Source organism: Comamonas sp. GW821-FHT11H03 (assembly GCF_058807955.1).
The window spans coordinates 28984-45462 of record NZ_JBXARF010000003.1 but is presented as its reverse complement, the minus strand read 5'-3'; the positions used below and the strand labels follow the sequence as shown (position 1 = coordinate 45462).

The following is a 16479-nucleotide window of genomic DNA, read 5'->3' as shown; positions in this document are numbered from 1 at the left end:
GATACCGAAGAACTCCCCCGCCTTATCCTTATCTTTGTATAACTGGAAAGCCGTGGCGCCTGGCTGCCCACACAACAGCAAGCGTTGCAGCTAGCAGCACCAGGAGCACCGGAGGGAATGCGGCGACGCCGAGATAATCCAGCAAGGCACCGCCAATCAGTCCTCCACTTGCAATCGCGATGTTCCAGGCTGTGACCAGCATGGACTGCGCAACGTCGGCCGCGTTGCCCGCCGCCTTGGCGATAGCTGTTTGAAGCAGTGTCGCCACGCCGCCAAAGGCCAGACCCCAGGCGGCCACTGCGGCATACACCACGGCAGGCGCATCGCCCATCAGGCCGAGTGCCAGCGCCGACAGGCCGAACAAGAGCGTACTGCCCAGCGTCAGGGCGCGCAGATGGTGATCGATCAGCACGCCGATGACCCAGATGCCCAGCAGCGAAGTGATGCCGAACATGAGCAGAACCAGGTCTGTTCGTTTCGCCATGTCTGCCGCCGCTAGAAATGGCGCGATATAGGTATAGAGGATGTTGTGTGCCAGAACGAAGGCCAGCACCACGAACAGCACCGGACGTACACCCGGGAAAGTGAACACATGCCCCAGAGACAAGCGTTTGCTCGCCGCCTGGCCCGCAAAATCTGGCAGCTTGACCTGTACCCATGCCATGAGCGCCAGCGCCAGTCCGCTCATGATGCCGAAGCACATCCGCCAGCCCAGCAAATTGCCTAGGAAGGTGCCCGCCGGAACCCCAAGTGATAACGCCAATGGTGTTCCCACCATCGCAATGGCGATGGCTCGGCCCTGCTGGTGCTCGGGCACCATGCGCGCGGCATAGCCTGCCAGCATCGCCCATAGCAGACCGGCCGACACGCCCGCCAAGAAGCGCGCGATCATCGTCAGGACATAGTTGCTGGACAGGGCCGTGACAGTGTTGGCGATGGCAAAGCCTGCAATGGCCGCCAGCAGCAGCGGACGGCGGCGCACGCCCTGGGTGGCGGCGGTCAACGGGATGGCGGCTACCAGCGACCCCATGGCATAGATCGTGACTGTTTGCCCTGTCCAGGCTTCGGACACCATCAAGCTCCTCGCCATCTGAGGCAGCAGCCCTGCCGGCAGCGCTTCGGTCAGGATGGTGATGAACGCGGCCATTGCCAGCGCCAGCAATGATGCAATGGGCATGCGGTCTTGATGTGCGGCGGTCATTGCACGACTTCCTGCGCACCATAGACTGCGTCGCGCAACTCGGCGACGAAGCGACCGGACATGCCCTCGTACAGGGTATTGGTGAAGGCGACAACGCTCAGGCCCCGTGCCCTATCCACAAACCAGGCATGGCCGTACGCTCCACCCCAGCGCCAGGTACCTACCGATTCTGGCGACGCTGCGCGCAGCGGATCCCGCAAGACTGAAAAGCCGAGGCCAAAACCAAAGCCCGGTGCATCCGGCAGCTCCAGTCCACCAGTCTGGTCCCGCCCCATCTCGTTGATCAGCTCATCGGGAAGCAATGCCCCCCCACCCTGCCGCAAGGCCTCCAGCAGGTGCAGAAAGTCTCCAGCCGTGCCTGCCATTCCGGCTCCGCCTGAAGGGAAAGCCAGGGCGTCGAAGATACGGCCCGGACTGTATCTGATACCTACTGCGGCGCCCTCGAATGGCGAAGCCACTTCACCTTCGGCTAGCCGGTGTGGCTGGGGCGTATCGCTTACGTAAGCAGTGGCCACGCGCTGCGGATCGCGCACAAAGAAACCGGTATCGCTCATGCCCAGGGGACCTGTTACCCATTGGTTGACTGCTTCGTCCAGTGAGGTGCCATGGATGTGCTCGATCAATGCCCCCAACACATCGGTTGCCAGCGAGTAGCCCCAGGAGGTACCCGGCACATACAGAAGCGGCACGCTGGCAATACGACGCAGGTTCTCGGCCAGATTGAAGTTGACTCTGTCCATGCCGTCCGAGGCACCAGCCCGGGCATAGGGGCCATCGGCATCGGCCTCGAAAAAGCGATAGCCCAGCCCTGCTGTGTGGCTAAGCAACTGCCTGGCAGTGATGCGTGCTGGGCGGCCATCAATCAACCGGGGCAGGAACCCAGGGAGCCAGCGGCCAATGTCCTCATCCAGATCGAGGCGACCTTGCGCAACCAGCGCAAGCGCAGCGGCTGAAACGATGGGCTTGCTCACCGATGCCAGCCGGAAGATGGTTGTCAACTCCATCGGGCGCGCGCTCTCGCGCTCGGCATGGCCGGCGGCCTGCTGGTGGATCAGTTCGCCGTTGTGTGCCACCAGCACGACGGCACCGACCAGTCGCCGCTCATCCAGAGCCTGCTGAACGACGGCATGTATTCGGGTAGACAGATGTATGGGCGGAATGCCCGGGCGTAAAGGAAAGACGGGATAAGTCACGTAAGAGGCCTTGATTCAATGGATCACGCCGTGACGATAGAAAGTCTGAGATTAAAGAAAAAGTAGGCTACAGTTCCTCTTTATACGGACAAAAATGTCTTTAATCTAAGTGCGTTATGGACAGCTTGAATGGTTTCGCCGTGTTTGTGCAGGTTGCCGAGACGCGAAGTTTTGTTGCCGCCGGCCGGCTGTTGGGCGTGTCGGCCTCCGCCGTAGGCAAGAGCGTGGCGCGGCTGGAAGATCGGCTGGGCGTGCGCCTGTTTCACCGCAGTACACGCAGTGTCACGTTGACCGCCGAGGGCATGCTATTCCTGGAGCGCAGCCGACGTATCCTGGCCGAGATCGAAGCGGCAGAGCTCGAACTGGCGCAAGCCAGCAGTGCACCGCGCGGGCGCTTGAGAGTGAGTTTGCCGCTGGTCAGCTCGCTGGTGCTGCCGGTGCTCGGCGATTTCATGCGCGAGTACCCCGAGATCGAGCTGGACCTGGACTTCACCGACCAGATAGTTGATGTGATCGAGGAAGGCTTCGATGCCGTGGTGCGCACGGGCGAGCCCAGTGACTCTCGCCTCACGGCACGCAGGCTCGGGGCTTTCCGTTCGCTGCTGGTGGCTTCGCCAGACTATCTGGCGCGGCGAGGAACACCTCGGGAGCCTGCTGATCTGATGCAACACCATTGTCTGCACTACCGCTTCCCGCATAGCGGCAAGCTGGAGCCATGGACTCTGCGAACCATGTCCGGAGAAACCGAGTTGCAGCTGCCCACCTCGATGATCTGCAACAACATAGAGACGCGCGTGTGCTTTGCCTTGCAGGGACTGGGGATTGCCTACCTGCCGGAATTTTCCATTCGTGAACAACTGGCCGACGGCCGGCTGCTACCGCTGCTTACCGACCATATGGAGCGCAGAGGCGTTTTTTATGTGCTGTGGCCGGCAAGCAAGCATCCGTCGCCGAAGGTACGGGCTCTGGTTGATTTCTTGTGCGCACGCGTGTTCCCTACTGCCTGATCTGCCCGGGATTCACGTCTTTTCCGGGAGCTGATAGCAGAGTGAGGCTCTTCGGTCATTGGCAAACAACCGCATCAGGCCCAGCGCAGTGTCGACCGGCTAGGGAGTCATGTAGGCTTGCAGCCCCTTCAACAGCGCATCAAATGTCACCTTGCAGCTCGGATTGTTGCGCAGATCCTCGTGCATGGTGAGCCAGGTCTCCAGGCTCAGCGGAATGCTTCCAGGCAATATGTTCACCAGATTCCGGTCGCGCGCCGCTAGATTCACCTGGCACACGCCAATACCGCAGCCAGCTCGGATCAGCGCCATCTGTGCCATGTCGTTGTCGGTGCGCACTGCAAAGTTTTCGCGGCTCCAGATCGGGAATGCCTTGCGGGCAGCGCGCACGAACGGCGTCTCTTCATCAAAGCCAATCAGCGCGTGCTGCGCCAGATCGGCCAGCGAGGCCGGCATCCCGTGCTTGTCCAGATAGCGCTTGTGCGCATGCAGGCCAAGTGGCATCACTCCAACGCGCCGGGCAATCAGTTGCTCCTGCCTGGGTTGTGTCATGCGCACGGCGATGTCGGCCTCGCGCTGCAACAGGTCCTGTACGCGGCTGGTCAGCACCAGTTCCACCGTCAGGTCCGGGTGTGTGTCCTGCAGTTGCGCCAGGATAGGTGGCAGTACCTCTTACCCTATCACCTCGCTGGCCGTCACGCGCACCGTGCCCTGAATGCCCGAGCCTTGGCTTTCGGCCACACGTTTTAGCGCAGCGGCAGCGCTGTGCATGGTCTGGGCAAACGGCTTCAGCGCTAGCGCCGCCTCAGTGGGTAGAAGACCCATTTGCGAACGTGTAAACAGCGTCACACCCAGCGCTTTTTCCAGCGCGTCCACATGCCGCCCCACGGTGGGCTGGGCAATTCCCATGGCGCGCGCCGCACCGGACAATGAGCCCTCTTCCAGCACGCCCAAATAGGAGCGGTACAGCTCCCAGCCGATCTCAGTGGTGTTGTCGTTAGCCATACAAAAATGTATGGCGGCTACCACATGTTGGTCAATTGCTTAATAGCAGTGCCCGCCCGAAACTTCCTATCATCGCAACAAATTCAAGGGTAATGAGATGGAAAGCAACACTGCCTTGGTTCTAGGCGCCACCGGCGGTATCGGTGGCGAAGTGACACGGCAACTACGCGACGCAGGCTGGAAAGTGCGCGCATTACGCCGCAGCGGTGAGCAGCAAATCGAGCTGCGCGACGGCATGGTCTGGGTGCGCGGCGACGCGATGAACCGCAACGATGTGCTGGCCGCCGCAGAAGGATGCTCCGTCATTGTGCACGCCGTCAACCCGCCCGGCTACCGTCGCTGGGGTGAGCTGGTGCTGCCCATGCTGGACAACACCATCGTCGCCGCGCAGGCCAACGGCGCCACCATCGTGCTGCCTGGCACGGTCTACAACTACGGCCCCAGCGCCTTTCCCACGTTACATGAAGATTCGCTGCAGCAACCCCTCACCCCCAAGGGTGCCATCCGTGTGGAGATGGAGCGGCGTCTGCTGCGGGCCAGCAGCCGGAGCTGCCGAGTGATCGTGGTGCGCGCGGGGGACTTCTTCGGACCCAAGCCGGGCAATAGCTGGTTCTCACAGGGCATGCTAAAGCCCGGCCAGCCGGTCAATTCCATCAGCATGCCCAACGCTCCCGGCGTGGGCCACCAATGGTCTTACCTGCCCGACGTAGCCCGCGCCATGATGGAGCTGGTGCAGCGGCGCGACACGCTGCCCCCCTTTGCCGCCTTCCACATGGCAGGCCATTGGGACACCGACGGCACCCAGTTGGCCGCTGCGATCTGCCGCGTGGTTGTCAGGCGCGGCGGAGTCCAGCCCAAAGTGAGAGCCTTTCCCTGGTGGCTTACCGCGCTTGCAGCGCCCTTTGTACCGACCTTACGTGAGCTGCGTGAGATGCGCTACTTGTGGAGCACGCGGATAGAGATGAGCAACGCCAAGCTGGTCTCGACGCTCGGACATGAGCCGCATACGCCGCTGGATGAGGCGGTGGAGGCCGCCTTGGAAGGCATGGGGTGCTTGCCGGCGACACCTGCGCACAAGTTAAGCACCGTCAAAAAGCTTTCACCACAGCAGTGGTTGCGCTTGCCGTTGGCGTCTGTCTCTGCACGAGCGATGTGCGTGCGGAGCACCTGTTTGCGAATTTGCCAAGTATCGGTCGGTGATCTGGCCAGGCAGTGATGGCGAACGACAGCTGTAGTGCATGCTGCCGAGTTCACGCATTGGGTCGATAGCATCAGTACGTTCCGAACTTGATCTGTCGTTCATCGCAGCAGCCTGGATCTACCGTTCGCGGCTGGCAGAAACCCAATGCCGACGTCTGGCGCCGCTATCAATCTTCGTCGTCATCCTCACGCCAGCCTCGATGATGGTGTCTTTGCCACCTGTTCCAACGTCGGCCGTCCTCCTGCCAGCGCCATCCCGGAACAGCTTCTGGCGGCGGCGCGACTATCACGGGTCGAGGGTCATAGACTGGCCGCGGAACGTATTGAACAGCTGGTGGTCCGTATTGAACGGGTGGTGCCGCGTAATAGTACGACGGCGAAGGCGCTGCAACGTAGGGAGCCGGAGCACCGTAGCCTATACCCAGGTAGACCTCTGCGTGACCAGGTGCCGCAGCCATGGCAAGTGCAGCAAACAGCGAGAGTGACGTGTAGTTCATCAAGTGACTTTCAAGGCAATGGCGCTCGCCATGCTTGGTCTCTTTAACGAGTCGAATTTAGGAGCGTTGACCAAGCATTTGTAACTTGATGCGCATAGATGCTTCGTACCTTTCCGACTGCCGAAAATTTCATCGGCAGCTGTCGGCACATGCGTGACGGTCATCGATAAGGAGCGAAAATTCTGACCGGTCCTCGGAATTTTTATGAATCTCAATGGCAACCTGAAGGCTTGGGCAAAGCGGATCAAGCGCGATGGCGTGACCCTCTGGTTCGCCGGAAAATACCCTGCCCCCCTTGGCATGCGAGAGCTTTGGGACTCTACAGGGACTTTCTGGCAAGTCAACCGTTGACCTTGCATATCTCTGCCTCCGTCGTTGTTTCACCAGCGATGGGTGGGCGCGAACCTTGAAGCATTCACCAGGCAAGGACAGACTGCACATCTACAGGCGGGCTTGTTTCGGTGGTGTACACCGAGGCCCCAGATACGAACCGCTCAGCAGGGCTCCATTCGAACTCAGTGGTCAAGCAATTCTTGCCACGGACCCAAAGTCGAGTTCACCTGCTGCCGGTCTGACCTGTGGTGAGCATCTTCAAACGCGCGTCCATCAACCATCACAAACTGCTTCAATAGGCTGCGGATAGCTGCGCCAAGTCAGGTGCAACCTGCAACTCGCCATTCGGTCTTTGGCGCTGCGCAGGCATCGGCGGCACATGGCCCGCGTCAAACGACGTATCCCGCGTCATCACGCACCACAGGATTCTGGCGTTCTTGTTGGCCAGCGCCACGGCCGCTTTCTGCCAACCCACGCAGGCCTTGAGTTGCACCAGCCATTGGCTCAGTCGGTCACCACGTTTGGCTGCCGTGTTCACCGCAGACTTGGCGCCCTGAATCAGCAAGGTGCGCAGGTAGTCATCGCCACGTTTGGTGATATTGCCGAGGCTGGTTTTACCGCCGCTGGAGTTCTGGCTGGGCACCAGACCCAGCCAGGCACCGAATTGCTTGGCGCTGCGGAACTGCTGGAACTCTCCCACGGTGGCCACCAGCGCCGAGGCCGTGATGGGGCCGACGCCCTGCAACTGGGCGGCACGTTGGACGCGTTCATCGGTGCGAAGATGGGCTGCGATGCGCTCATCGCACCAAGCGATCTGGATATCCAGATCAATCCAGTGCAGCAGCGCCCGCTCCAAAGCCAGGCGCACCACGCCAGGCAGTTCATTGCTGGCATCCTCGAGCACTTCAGCCAACACCTTGCGCAACTTCTCCGGGCGCTGTGGGAAGACCAGACCGAACTCGGTCAGCAGGCCTCGAATGCGATTGGTACACGCATTGCGCTCTTGCTTGTAGCCTTCACGCAAACGATGCACCACCAACTGCCCTTGCTGCGCAGCGCTCTTGATCGGAACAAAGTGCATGTGGGGCCGACTGGCGGCCTCGCAGATCACGGCCGCATCATTGGCATCGTTCTTGCCGCTTTTACCTGCCATACGGTAAGGCGTGACGAAGTGCGCAGCGATCAGCCGAGCATCCAGACCGATGGCCCGCAACTGCCTTGCCACATGATGTGCGCCGCCGCAGGCTTCGGTGACCACCAGACAGCCTTGAGGCAAGGTGGCAGACCACGCATAAAAGCGCTCCGGAGACAGGGATTTGGCCAGTACCCGATGGCCCCACTGATCCACTGCGTGGACTTGGTAAAGACGCTTGGAAAGATCAACGCCCACTCGCACGATGGGCCCATGTGTCAGCTCAGTCATGGCATTCTCCAGTCGAATTCCGATAGGACTTCCGGACATCCATGCTGAACTTCGAGCATCCGCGCTGGACTAGGAAAGTCCCTTCGTATTCGTTCCGAGGCTCTCGCCTACCAGCCAGACGCAGTCACTGCACTAAAATCCAGCCGAGCGATTTGCAGCGGCCACAGCCTGGCCAGCAGCGACATTGCTGCGTGATTCGCGTACATTGAAATTCATCGTTTCCCTCACCTATGGTCAGCATGGCTGGCAGTCATTGAGAGCAGCTAACAACCATTGATACGTCGTTGCGTCGCCTTGTCGTACTTCTGCACAGCCCTCGGCTTCGCGTCTCGTCTCAAGCGCAAGCCTTCGGTTTGCCGGGCCGTGTTAACCGCTCTTGGCAACACAGGACTCAGATGCGCTATCTAGTGATCGGCACCAGTGGCGCTGGAAAATCCACCTTTGCCAAAAAGCTGGCGCGCAAGATCCGGGCCTCATATATCGAACTGGATTCGCACTACTGGGGGCCAGACTGGCAAGCAATGCCACCCGAGCAGTTCAGGCATTCAGTTATTGAAGCTACTCAAGGAGCATGCTGGGTAGCCGACGGGAACTACAGTGCTGTTCGAGACCTGCTTTGGTCACAAGCCACACATGTCGTGTGGCTCAACTACGGTCGCTTCACCGTATTTTCTCGCCTGCTCCGGCGCACTCTTGGCCATGGCATCACCCGCAAGCGTCTGTCGCATGGAAACCGGGAGTCACTGCGGATGGCGTTTTTCTCCAAAGACTCAGTACTTCTCTGGTCGCTATCCACCTATGCAAAAAACCAGTCAAAGTTCGCCGCTCTGCGCGAGCATGGCGAGTTCGCGCATCTGCAATGGATTGAATTCTCCGAGCCTTCAGAGGCTTCGACATTCCTCAAGGCGATCGCGACCTCACAAGAGCACTGACACGGGTTCATCTCCACTGCCCTGCTACAGCCCGGCATTTCAATGACCACCTTGTTGCCGCCCGGATGTCGGTTCGGTGCCTGACCGCGATGGCCGCAGTCAGGCCCGGACCAGACCGTCGAATATGCTCGCTATCGCTGCACATCGAGGTCGTAAGTGACCCAGTCGGTCGCCGATGCAAGCTTGTCGTAGAGCTGGCGCGCCTGGGCATTGCTGCCAGCGGTAATCCAGCGCACCACGGGCCAGCCCCGTTCCTGCGCTTTGGCAGCCACGCCCATGATCAGGCTGCGGCCTATGCCTGAGCCGCGCTGGTCTTGAGCCACGAACAGGTCGTCGAGAAACCCGACGTCCTTCGCGATCAGCGGGTCAGGGCATGCGCGAAAATGCGCCAATCCTAGCAAATGGCGCTCCTCCGATTCTGCGACCAGCCCTTCCATCGGGTGGCGCGGGTCCATCAGCCACGACCAGCTTCGATCCAGGATCGCATCCGTCATGGACGACTGGTAGAAATGTGCGTACTGGCGGTAGAGATCGCACCATGGCGTTCGATCACTCATTTCCAGGGGGCGAATTTTCACTGCACTAAGCATTGGGGTTCTCTTGTCCATGGTTGATCCGGCCTTGTCACTCCCGAGCCGGTTCTGTGTTTCTCACCAGACGGCGGACGCCGCCGACGGCCCTTCGTGCGAGGGAAAGTGCGGCAACACCTCCCTGGCCAGCTCCTCCAGCACCTCGGCTGGCGGGCGCTGTGAAAGCTGAATGCCAAGCGCGGCATGGTTCACCCCTGCCGCCTGCCACGCTTCAAGCAAGGCCATCAGCCCTTTTCGCCCGGTGCGCAGAACATAGCCACCGTGCAAGGAGGCCCGAGGATAGCCGGGATCATCCACCAGATCGATCCACTCGTTCGTCATGTGCGGCCTGAACGCCCCTCCGGGGACAAGTTCACGCCAGGCCCGAATCTTCTCCGCCAGGTGCTGGGGCCCTCTAGGGGTGTGGGTTGCATTGGGATAGGTCAGCCATCCATCCGCATGCTCGGCAATCCACTCCAGTGACTGCCCGGACGAGCCTGTCACCATCATCGGAATGCTTGCGGACACAGGCTTGGGCAGGAACTCGGCACCTTCAAAACGTCCCAGCGGCGAGTCGATGTCCAGATGACCGGCATGCATGAGCTGGCGTATATAGGAGAGCGCCTGGGAAAAGCGCTCCGCCCGGGCACTGTGCTCCAGCCCGTAGGCCGGAAACTCCATCGGCCTGTCGCCAGAGGCTACCCCCATCACCAGACGGCCGCCGGAAAGCTGGTCAATGGTCGTGGCTGCCTTGGCCAGATCAATCGGGTGACGCAAGGAGATGACGGCGCTGCCCGTTGCCAAGGCCACCTTCCTGGTTCGGGCCGCCAGGTAGGCCAGATAGGTGAAGGGATCGAACACCTGCCCTGCATCTCCAAACGATGGGTCGAGCAAAGGCACATCACGCACCCACACGGCGGCAAAGCCGTAGCTGTCGATCTCGGCGACCAGGTCCGACTGGCCGCGCAGCACCGACATATCGCCTCTGTAGCTGCGCAGCGGCAGAAAAATGCCCAGAGTCAACCTGTCCGGCGAAAACATGCGCCGGTAGCCGGGGTGTCCGAAAAACGCGGCGTAAGAGGAGCCGCTCGTGCGTTCAGAGAGTCTGGATGCTTTCATTTTTGGACTCGCGAGATGCTCATTCATGCGCCGGTTGCCGGTGCGGGCAGCGTGATGCCTTTGCGTACAGCCGCTCGAGCCGCAACCCGCTCGTGCCATGCACTGAGATGGCGGTGTTGGCTGAAGTCGAAATGGATGATTCGCGCGATGTGCGTCCAGCCGAAATGGGCAATGTCTGCAATCGAGTAGTCGTCGCCGGCCAGATACGGACGGCCCGCCAGCGCTTGATCCAGCACCGTGAACGCTTCCTGCGTCAGGCGCTGGTAACGCTCGATTGCCGGCGCAATGGGTTCATCCGCAAACAGCTCGAAGTGCACGCGCTGGCCCAGCAGCGGCCCCACGCTGGATGCATGGAACTGCAGCCACTTGATCGCCTCCCAGCGGGCTCGCGGATCTGCCGGCAACAGCTTTCCGGTCCTGCCCGCCAAGTACAAGAGAATCGCCGCCGACTCGAACAGCACGACACCTGTCTCGCTGTCCTCGAGTACCGGAATACGGCCGTGGGGGTTCAGCACAAGAAAGGCGGATTGACGGTGCTCGCCTTCATCGATGCGCACATGGTGCAGTTGGTAAGGCAAAGAAAGCTCTTCAAGCGCGATCGTCGCTTTGAAGCCATTGGGGGAACTGTCGGAGTAGAGATGCAACATTGAATTTGTAGATAATCTAAAACTACCGGAATCGCCGGAATCACAAATTTTCAGATGAAGACGGCCTCATATAAAGCGATCATTTCTTCCCAATGAATTTAGAAAATCTAAAGTAAACATGAGCTATCCCTTGCAGGCATTGCGCACATTCGTAGAGGTTGGGCAGCGCAAAAGCGTCAAGGCCGCAGCGCAGGCCCTGCACGTCACCCCCGGCGCCGTAAGCCAGCAAATCCGCGTGTTGGAAGACCGCCTGGGAGTTGTCTTGCTCGAACGTGAACGCCTTGGCATGCGGCTGACCGCGGCAGGTGCCAGCGTGTACCCCAGGCTGCATGAAGCGTTTCTTCAGATCGACCAGGCGATGCATGCCCTGGAACGCAGCAAGGGAGAACGTAGCCTGACGGTCAGCACCGTCGCAACGTTTGCGGCATCGTGGCTGGTACCTCGGCTTGGGCGCTTCAAGCAATTGCACCCCGACATCGAAATCCGCGTGGAAGCAACGTCTGAGCTGGTGGATCTGCAACGCGACCGCGTGGATGTCGCCTTGCGCCATGGGCTGGGCGACTATCCCGGGCTTGAGGTCACCTGCCTCATGGCGCCGGTTCTGACACTTGTCGCCTCACCCGAGTTTTTGAAGACCTGCCAGGGGGCGGTGATCAATGAGGCAGGCGATTGCCTTGACTACCCCCTGCTCCACGACGGAGACCGCGCAGATTGGCCGCTCTGGCTCAAGGCACACGGGGTGGCCGACGACGCGCGTGCGCAGCGCGGCAGCGCATTTGAAGACGACTTCCTTCTCATCCGCGCGGCGGAAGCTGGACAGGGCCTGGCGCTGGTGCCGCAGGCATATGCCCAGGAAGAAATCGCGACAGGCCGACTCATTCAGGTGCTGGACAAACCCTGGCCGGCAAGATTCGCCTACTACGCCGTGACCCGCCCTGGTGCGACTGACCGCCCCGAAGTGCGCGCCTTCCTGGACTGGATTCGCGCAGAAGCGGCCCAGTAAGGCCGCAAGCAGAGACCCTGCCCTGCTGCCCTGCAGGCTGCTCGAATTGAATCACCCGCCGCGCGAAGCCGCAGCTAGTACAGCAGTACGACAAGGCGAAGCAACGACGTACCAAGGGTTGTGTTCGCGGCTCCAAGGCAATACCGGGCGATGCAATAACCGCCACGGCAATCAGCGATTATTCATACCACTGTTGAATGGCAATTTCCCAAGCTACTGAAGGTATTTCGTCAATAGACCCGTCATGTAACGGCAATGACCCGACACTGCCCCCTCAAGCCTTGAATCTCGTCCACTCGCTCAAAACCAGATTCTGTCCAGCATTGATTCCTCGAAATGGAATGTCTGAAAATTACCTTTCTTCTTTCCTTCCAATCGCTAATCAATAAAAATTCGGCGTATCAAATATCAATTGAAACATGTCATATCACCAAAAATAATACTCAACTTAACTTCTAAAAAATCATCACCAAATTAATACGCTTATTTGATTATTTGAATACACCACCAATAGCCAAACAAACTATTCCAGTAGCACAAAATCTACGGTAATTTATTTCAATTTCACATTGATTGAAAAATTTAATTAACATAGTTTGGTCAATTAATTGCATCAACAATCTGACTCAGTAAAAACAACACCAAGCGGCTACCTATTTCCCAGGATTCATTTTGCAAATTCAGTAAAAATTGACATTATTTGACATTTTCTATGGATTTCCCAATGAGCACTAATTAGTTTCCTAGAGTATTCAAGCCCCCTGGTCTTTTCGTCGGGAGCCATCTATGCCAGCCGTCCAGACTTCATCTTGCCCGCCCTTGTTCACCCATCAAAATGACGCCCCTCCATCGATCAGCCACTCGATGTGGCCCGGGCACATGGTGGGCCAGCGAGAGCAGCCCGTTCGCGTCTTCCTGGTGGACGACGATAGCCATATCCGCCGAGTGATTGCCCAGGATCTGATGGGCGACTCAAGAACCCTGCTGGTTGGGCATGCCTGCAGCTTGCGTGAGGCACGCAAGAGCATTCAACAGCACGACTTCGACGTTCTGATGATAGATCTCAACCTGGGCGACGGCGACGGTCTGGATCTGCTTGAGCTTGTCCAAGGCACACACCCGCATGTGCAAAGCATTATCGTTTCAGTAACTGAAAGAGATGAAAAGGTCTTTCAGGCTTTTGAGAAAGGTGCTGTAGGCTATTTGCTGAAAAACTCCTGGTTTGGCGACTACGCACAAGCAGTATTGCAAGTTGCCAATGGTGGTGCATCTATTACCCCGTCTCTTGCCAAGAAAATCCTGTCGCTGGTTAGCAGATCACAAACCTATGTCATTTCGGCGTCAAACCGCTCCAAAGAGGATAATCTATCTGAACGAGAAATAGAAATACTGAAACTCATTGCCTGCGGTTACAGCTCTCCTGAAATATCCACGCATCTCAAGATAAGCACAATGACAGTATCTACACATGTAAAGAACATGTACCGAAAACTGCAGGCCAAGACAAGAGCCCATGCTGTAAAAGCCGCCTCTTTGCGTGGGTTGATATAAATTTTAAGGAATTTTCTTTATTTACAGCCAGAGGCGGCAAGGATATGGAATCTCTGAGAGATATTGGTTGGAGGGAAACAACCCGTTTCATTCAGGCAATTACCATACTCAGCTGGTGTTTTCTCACGCGGCTGCGAGATCAGAATTGGTTTTTTGTCTTCAGTATTTTGGTGGCTTTCAGCGGATTGCTTATCTCGCTTCGTTACATTCCTGGAATCTATCGTGTCATCAAGGCCAGACTGCGCTCCAGTGCCCAACCCTCCAAGGAAATCCAGGAAGAGCGCAAGCGCATCGCCTCAGACCTGCATGACACTTTGGGCAGCCAGTTGGTAGAGGCATTGAGCCTGATGAATTTACAGTCCTCGGTTGAAGATGACCCTGCCAGAAAAGTACTGGAGCAGTCGCTACTGGACCTGCGCCTGATCGTCGACTCCATGGATGCCCAATCCGACAATCTGGCCATGCGCCTGGCGCGATTGCGCTATCGTCTGGAGCACGCGCTTCAACGCAAAGGCCTTGTACTGCACTGGCAGTTGACCGACCCCGAGCTCGGGGTCGGTCAGCAGACCACGCTGCCGCTTCCCAGAGACCGCGTTGCGCATGAAATCCTGGCCGTTGTTCAGGCTAGTGTTAGCAACGCCATCGAGCATGCCGATGCGACCGAGATATGGTTGACACTAGAGCCCTATCAAAAGGGCGATCTGCAAAGCTTCGGCTGGGACTGGTATCTGAGCATAGAGGACAACGGCAAGGGCTACGATCTTCGAGCCGTGCTCAATGACCCCGGCAAGTCCGGGCACGGCGTCATAAACATGTTTCATCGCATGCGAAACATTGGCGGTGACCTGCACATCCACCCCCGCCACGGCGGAGGCACACAGGTATTGATGCGATGGCGGTGTGAATCGACCAGCCTTTCCTAGAGGCCTGAATTCACGACGCTCTTATTGTGGACACCGCACGTCATGCTCACCTCATGCTCAGTTGGGGGCGCCATGGCAAGCGATCTCACCTTATTGATGAAACACGCCGCTATTCAGACAAAACGCCATCAGCGCCTGATTGGACTTCGCCTCGAGCTTGCGCATCGCGGCCATCTTCTGCGAACTCACTGTCTTGATGCAGCAGTTAAGACGTTCGGAAATCTCTACAAGGCTGTTGATTTCCACCCAGAAGTGACCCACTGGCCCCCGAGGGTCTGTTTTACCTGGAAATCAACACCGGCCCGCCTTGACAGGCATTCCGCGATGGAATGGCTGGCGTGCTGTATCTGGCCATAGGCCGCCATCTACTCAGGGCAAGCTGCAGCACAAATCAGTTGCACACCACTGCTATATGGTTGTATGTTGCAACCAATTCTGATTGATTGACACCACAGATGACCAACACCATGTCTGAAATTGACTCGATCCGAGCCGACTCCCGAGCCCTGGTAAGAGAGCTCGGATTCATGCAGCCGACACTGGCCGCAACGGATTACTCGGCATCGGCTGTGCATGCATTGCTTGAAATCGAAGCCAATGAAGGCATGACCTCAGTTCAACTCGTGCAGCTTTTAGGACTAGAGAAGTCAAGCGTCAGCCGAATGCTTGCGAAACTGGTTGCAGCAGGAGAGGTCAAGGAAGTGGCTGCTATCGATGACGGCCGTTTCAAACTATTGCAGTTGACTCCTCAGGGGCGCGGCACGGTCAGCCAGATTCATTCCTATGGCCAGATGCAGGTGCAAAGTGCGTTTCAGCACCTCAATCGCTCCCAGATACAAGCGGTTGCGCAGGGCTTGTCTGCATATGCAGGAGCACTTAAAACCCACCGTTTGAATATGGAAAAAAAGCAGCAAAGCCCAATTACCGTAAGCGCAGGATATCGCCCCGGACTGGTTGGGCGCATTGTTGAAATGCACGCCGCGTTCTACTCGACGTACTCCAATTTCGGGCAGTATTTCGAGAGCCAGGTCGCAAGTGGAGCAGCTGAATTCGCCAGACGGCTGAACGAGCCATGCAATAGGGTATGGACCGCCCTGCTCAATGACCGAATTGTTGGTTCGCTCGCGATTGACGGGCAGGACCTGGGTGAAAACAGGGCCCATCTGCGATGGTTTATTTTGGACGATGGTTGTCGCGGTAGCGGCGTCGGCAGTCAATTGATGACAGAGGCGATGACATTCTGCGATGTGCGCGGGTTCCGTGAAGTACATCTGTGGACAATCAAGGGGTTGGACGCGGCCCGCAAGCTGTATGAGTCTTTTGGCTTCAAGCTGCAGAAGGAAGAACAAGGAACTCAGTGGGGAAGCACAGTGACCGAGCAGCAATTCGTTCGCGTGAGTCCCCTTGCCCCATCCGCAGCACCTGCCGGATGATGGGGTCAACGACGACTATGGCGTAGCGGTGGCCCTTATGCAGCGCAAACTCGTCCATCGACAGGTACTCAATCTGATGCTATTGCGGCTGCGCAGTGCTCGCCAGCAGCAAGGCTTTGTCGATGGATTTGACGGTGTGCCATCCCAGAACGAAGAAGGCAGCGACCGCCTTGATGCTGCTGCGAAGCAACTGGCTGCACGCCTGCGCCAGACGGTCTGTGACGCGCTGGTAGCGACCGATCCGGCTGAGTTTCTCCAGGTGCGGCCACCACAGCTATCGCACCACAGACGCCGACGCGGCACATGCAGCACCACCCTGTACTCGAACAATGCCAGATCGCGCACGCGCCGTGTCGTGGTCTCATAGACTTGGCTGCACTGCGCACCGCAGCGCTCGCAATGCATGACGCTGGCCTGCGGCTTCAGATCAATCGACACGGTGCAGC

General features: G+C 58.4%; 14 protein-coding genes and 2 pseudogenes. 7 read left to right on the top strand and 9 right to left on the bottom strand.

The annotated features are described in order from the left end of the window. Positions 1-28 precede the first annotated feature (28 nt). Complete coding sequence (locus AC1RTQ_RS08585) at positions 29-1201, bottom strand: MFS transporter (protein WP_492875021.1); 1173 nt, start codon at positions 1199-1201, stop codon at positions 29-31. After that, positions 1198-2394 (bottom strand): serine hydrolase domain-containing protein, encoded by a 1197-nt coding sequence (locus tag AC1RTQ_RS08580; protein ID WP_492875020.1) that lies wholly within the window; start codon positions 2392-2394, stop codon positions 1198-1200. Before AC1RTQ_RS08580 ends, AC1RTQ_RS08585 begins: the two co-directional genes overlap by 4 nt. A 116-nt stretch (positions 2395-2510) precedes the next feature. On the opposite strand from AC1RTQ_RS08580, the gene AC1RTQ_RS08575 reads away from it, so the two are divergent. Continuing rightward, complete coding sequence (locus tag AC1RTQ_RS08575) at positions 2511-3401, top strand: LysR family transcriptional regulator (RefSeq protein ID WP_492875019.1); 891 nt, start codon at positions 2511-2513, stop codon at positions 3399-3401. A 99-nt stretch (positions 3402-3500) separates the two neighbouring features. Here AC1RTQ_RS08575 and AC1RTQ_RS08570 read toward each other — a convergent pair. Further along, positions 3501-4403, bottom strand: a pseudogene (locus AC1RTQ_RS08570) (LysR family transcriptional regulator). 97 nt (positions 4404-4500) lie between these two features. Here AC1RTQ_RS08570 and AC1RTQ_RS08565 point away from each other — a divergent pair. Beyond that, positions 4501-5619, top strand: coding sequence for an NAD(P)H-binding protein (locus AC1RTQ_RS08565; protein WP_492875018.1), 1119 nt, complete (start codon positions 4501-4503; stop codon positions 5617-5619). 1106 nt (positions 5620-6725) lie between these two features. On the opposite strand, the gene AC1RTQ_RS08560 is transcribed toward AC1RTQ_RS08565, so the two are convergent. Next, entirely contained in the window at positions 6726-7856 is a 1131-nt protein-coding gene (locus AC1RTQ_RS08560; RefSeq protein ID WP_492875017.1) for an IS110 family RNA-guided transposase, read from the bottom strand. A gap of 395 nt (positions 7857-8251) precedes the next feature. Here AC1RTQ_RS08560 and AC1RTQ_RS08555 point away from each other — a divergent pair, with 395 nt between their 5' ends. Then, the gene (locus AC1RTQ_RS08555; protein ID WP_492875016.1) at positions 8252-8788 is read left to right on the top strand and encodes a P-loop NTPase family protein; all 537 of its coding nucleotides are present in this window, start codon (positions 8252-8254) and stop codon (positions 8786-8788) included. 131 nt (positions 8789-8919) lie between these two features. Here the strand turns inward: AC1RTQ_RS08555 and AC1RTQ_RS08550 are convergent, their stop codons facing one another. The 3 genes from AC1RTQ_RS08550 to AC1RTQ_RS08540 form a co-directional block, all read right to left on the bottom strand. Continuing rightward, a complete protein-coding gene (locus tag AC1RTQ_RS08550; RefSeq protein ID WP_492875015.1) occupies positions 8920-9345 on the bottom strand; it encodes a GNAT family N-acetyltransferase in 426 nt (141 codons plus the stop codon). A gap of 93 nt (positions 9346-9438) precedes the next feature. Beyond that, positions 9439-10476, bottom strand: coding sequence for an LLM class oxidoreductase (locus AC1RTQ_RS08545; protein ID WP_492875014.1), 1038 nt, complete (start codon positions 10474-10476; stop codon positions 9439-9441). 23 nt (positions 10477-10499) lie between these two features. Then, entirely contained in the window at positions 10500-11123 is a 624-nt protein-coding gene (locus tag AC1RTQ_RS08540; protein ID WP_492875013.1) for a glutathione S-transferase family protein, read from the bottom strand. A gap of 118 nt (positions 11124-11241) precedes the next feature. Here AC1RTQ_RS08540 and AC1RTQ_RS08535 point away from each other — a divergent pair, with 118 nt between their 5' ends. The 3 genes from AC1RTQ_RS08535 to AC1RTQ_RS08525 all read left to right on the top strand — a co-directional run bounded on the left by AC1RTQ_RS08535 (position 11242) and on the right by AC1RTQ_RS08525 (position 14600). Then, complete coding sequence (locus AC1RTQ_RS08535; RefSeq protein ID WP_492875012.1) at positions 11242-12126, top strand: LysR substrate-binding domain-containing protein; 885 nt, start codon at positions 11242-11244, stop codon at positions 12124-12126. Positions 12127-13005: 879 nt separating this feature from the next. Next, positions 13006-13677 carry a response regulator gene (locus AC1RTQ_RS08530; protein ID WP_492875451.1) on the top strand — a complete coding sequence of 224 codons (672 nt, stop codon included), beginning with the start codon at positions 13006-13008 and terminating at the stop codon, positions 13675-13677. A 44-nt stretch (positions 13678-13721) separates the two neighbouring features. Then, positions 13722-14600, top strand: a complete 879-nt coding sequence (locus AC1RTQ_RS08525) for a sensor histidine kinase (protein ID WP_492875011.1) — start codon at positions 13722-13724, stop codon at positions 14598-14600. 90 nt (positions 14601-14690) lie between these two features. Here the strand turns inward: AC1RTQ_RS08525 and AC1RTQ_RS08520 are convergent, their stop codons facing one another. Further along, positions 14691-14846, bottom strand: coding sequence for a helix-turn-helix transcriptional regulator (locus AC1RTQ_RS08520; RefSeq protein WP_492875010.1), 156 nt, complete (start codon positions 14844-14846; stop codon positions 14691-14693). 209 nt (positions 14847-15055) lie between these two features. Between AC1RTQ_RS08520 and AC1RTQ_RS08515 the strand changes: the two genes are divergently transcribed. Further along, positions 15056-16033 carry a bifunctional helix-turn-helix transcriptional regulator/GNAT family N-acetyltransferase gene (locus AC1RTQ_RS08515; RefSeq protein ID WP_492875009.1) on the top strand — a complete coding sequence of 326 codons (978 nt, stop codon included), beginning with the start codon at positions 15056-15058 and terminating at the stop codon, positions 16031-16033. Here AC1RTQ_RS08515 and AC1RTQ_RS08510 read toward each other — a convergent pair. Further along, positions 15978-16468, bottom strand: a pseudogene (locus tag AC1RTQ_RS08510) (transposase family protein); the annotation flags it as partial. The gene AC1RTQ_RS08515 and the pseudogene AC1RTQ_RS08510 sit on opposite strands and share 56 nt — an antisense overlap. Positions 16469-16479 lie beyond the last annotated feature (11 nt).

Coding starts and splice junctions, on each gene's coding strand:
- AC1RTQ_RS08535 (WP_492875012.1), top strand. CDS start 11,242: ATGAGCTATCCCTTGCAGGCATTGCGCACATTCGTAGAGGTTGGGCAG.
- AC1RTQ_RS08515 (WP_492875009.1), top strand. CDS start 15,056: ATGACCAACACCATGTCTGAAATTGACTCGATCCGAGCCGACTCCCGA.
- AC1RTQ_RS08585 (WP_492875021.1), bottom strand. CDS start 1,201: ATGACCGCCGCACATCAAGACCGCATGCCCATTGCATCATTGCTGGCG.
- AC1RTQ_RS08575 (WP_492875019.1), top strand. CDS start 2,511: ATGGACAGCTTGAATGGTTTCGCCGTGTTTGTGCAGGTTGCCGAGACG.
- AC1RTQ_RS08550 (WP_492875015.1), bottom strand. CDS start 9,345: ATGAGTGATCGAACGCCATGGTGCGATCTCTACCGCCAGTACGCACAT.
- AC1RTQ_RS08540 (WP_492875013.1), bottom strand. CDS start 11,123: ATGTTGCATCTCTACTCCGACAGTTCCCCCAATGGCTTCAAAGCGACG.
- AC1RTQ_RS08545 (WP_492875014.1), bottom strand. CDS start 10,476: ATGAAAGCATCCAGACTCTCTGAACGCACGAGCGGCTCCTCTTACGCC.
- AC1RTQ_RS08525 (WP_492875011.1), top strand. CDS start 13,722: ATGGAATCTCTGAGAGATATTGGTTGGAGGGAAACAACCCGTTTCATT.
- AC1RTQ_RS08530 (WP_492875451.1), top strand. CDS start 13,006: ATGGTGGGCCAGCGAGAGCAGCCCGTTCGCGTCTTCCTGGTGGACGAC.
- AC1RTQ_RS08565 (WP_492875018.1), top strand. CDS start 4,501: ATGGAAAGCAACACTGCCTTGGTTCTAGGCGCCACCGGCGGTATCGGT.
- AC1RTQ_RS08555 (WP_492875016.1), top strand. CDS start 8,252: ATGCGCTATCTAGTGATCGGCACCAGTGGCGCTGGAAAATCCACCTTT.
- AC1RTQ_RS08560 (WP_492875017.1), bottom strand. CDS start 7,856: ATGACTGAGCTGACACATGGGCCCATCGTGCGAGTGGGCGTTGATCTT.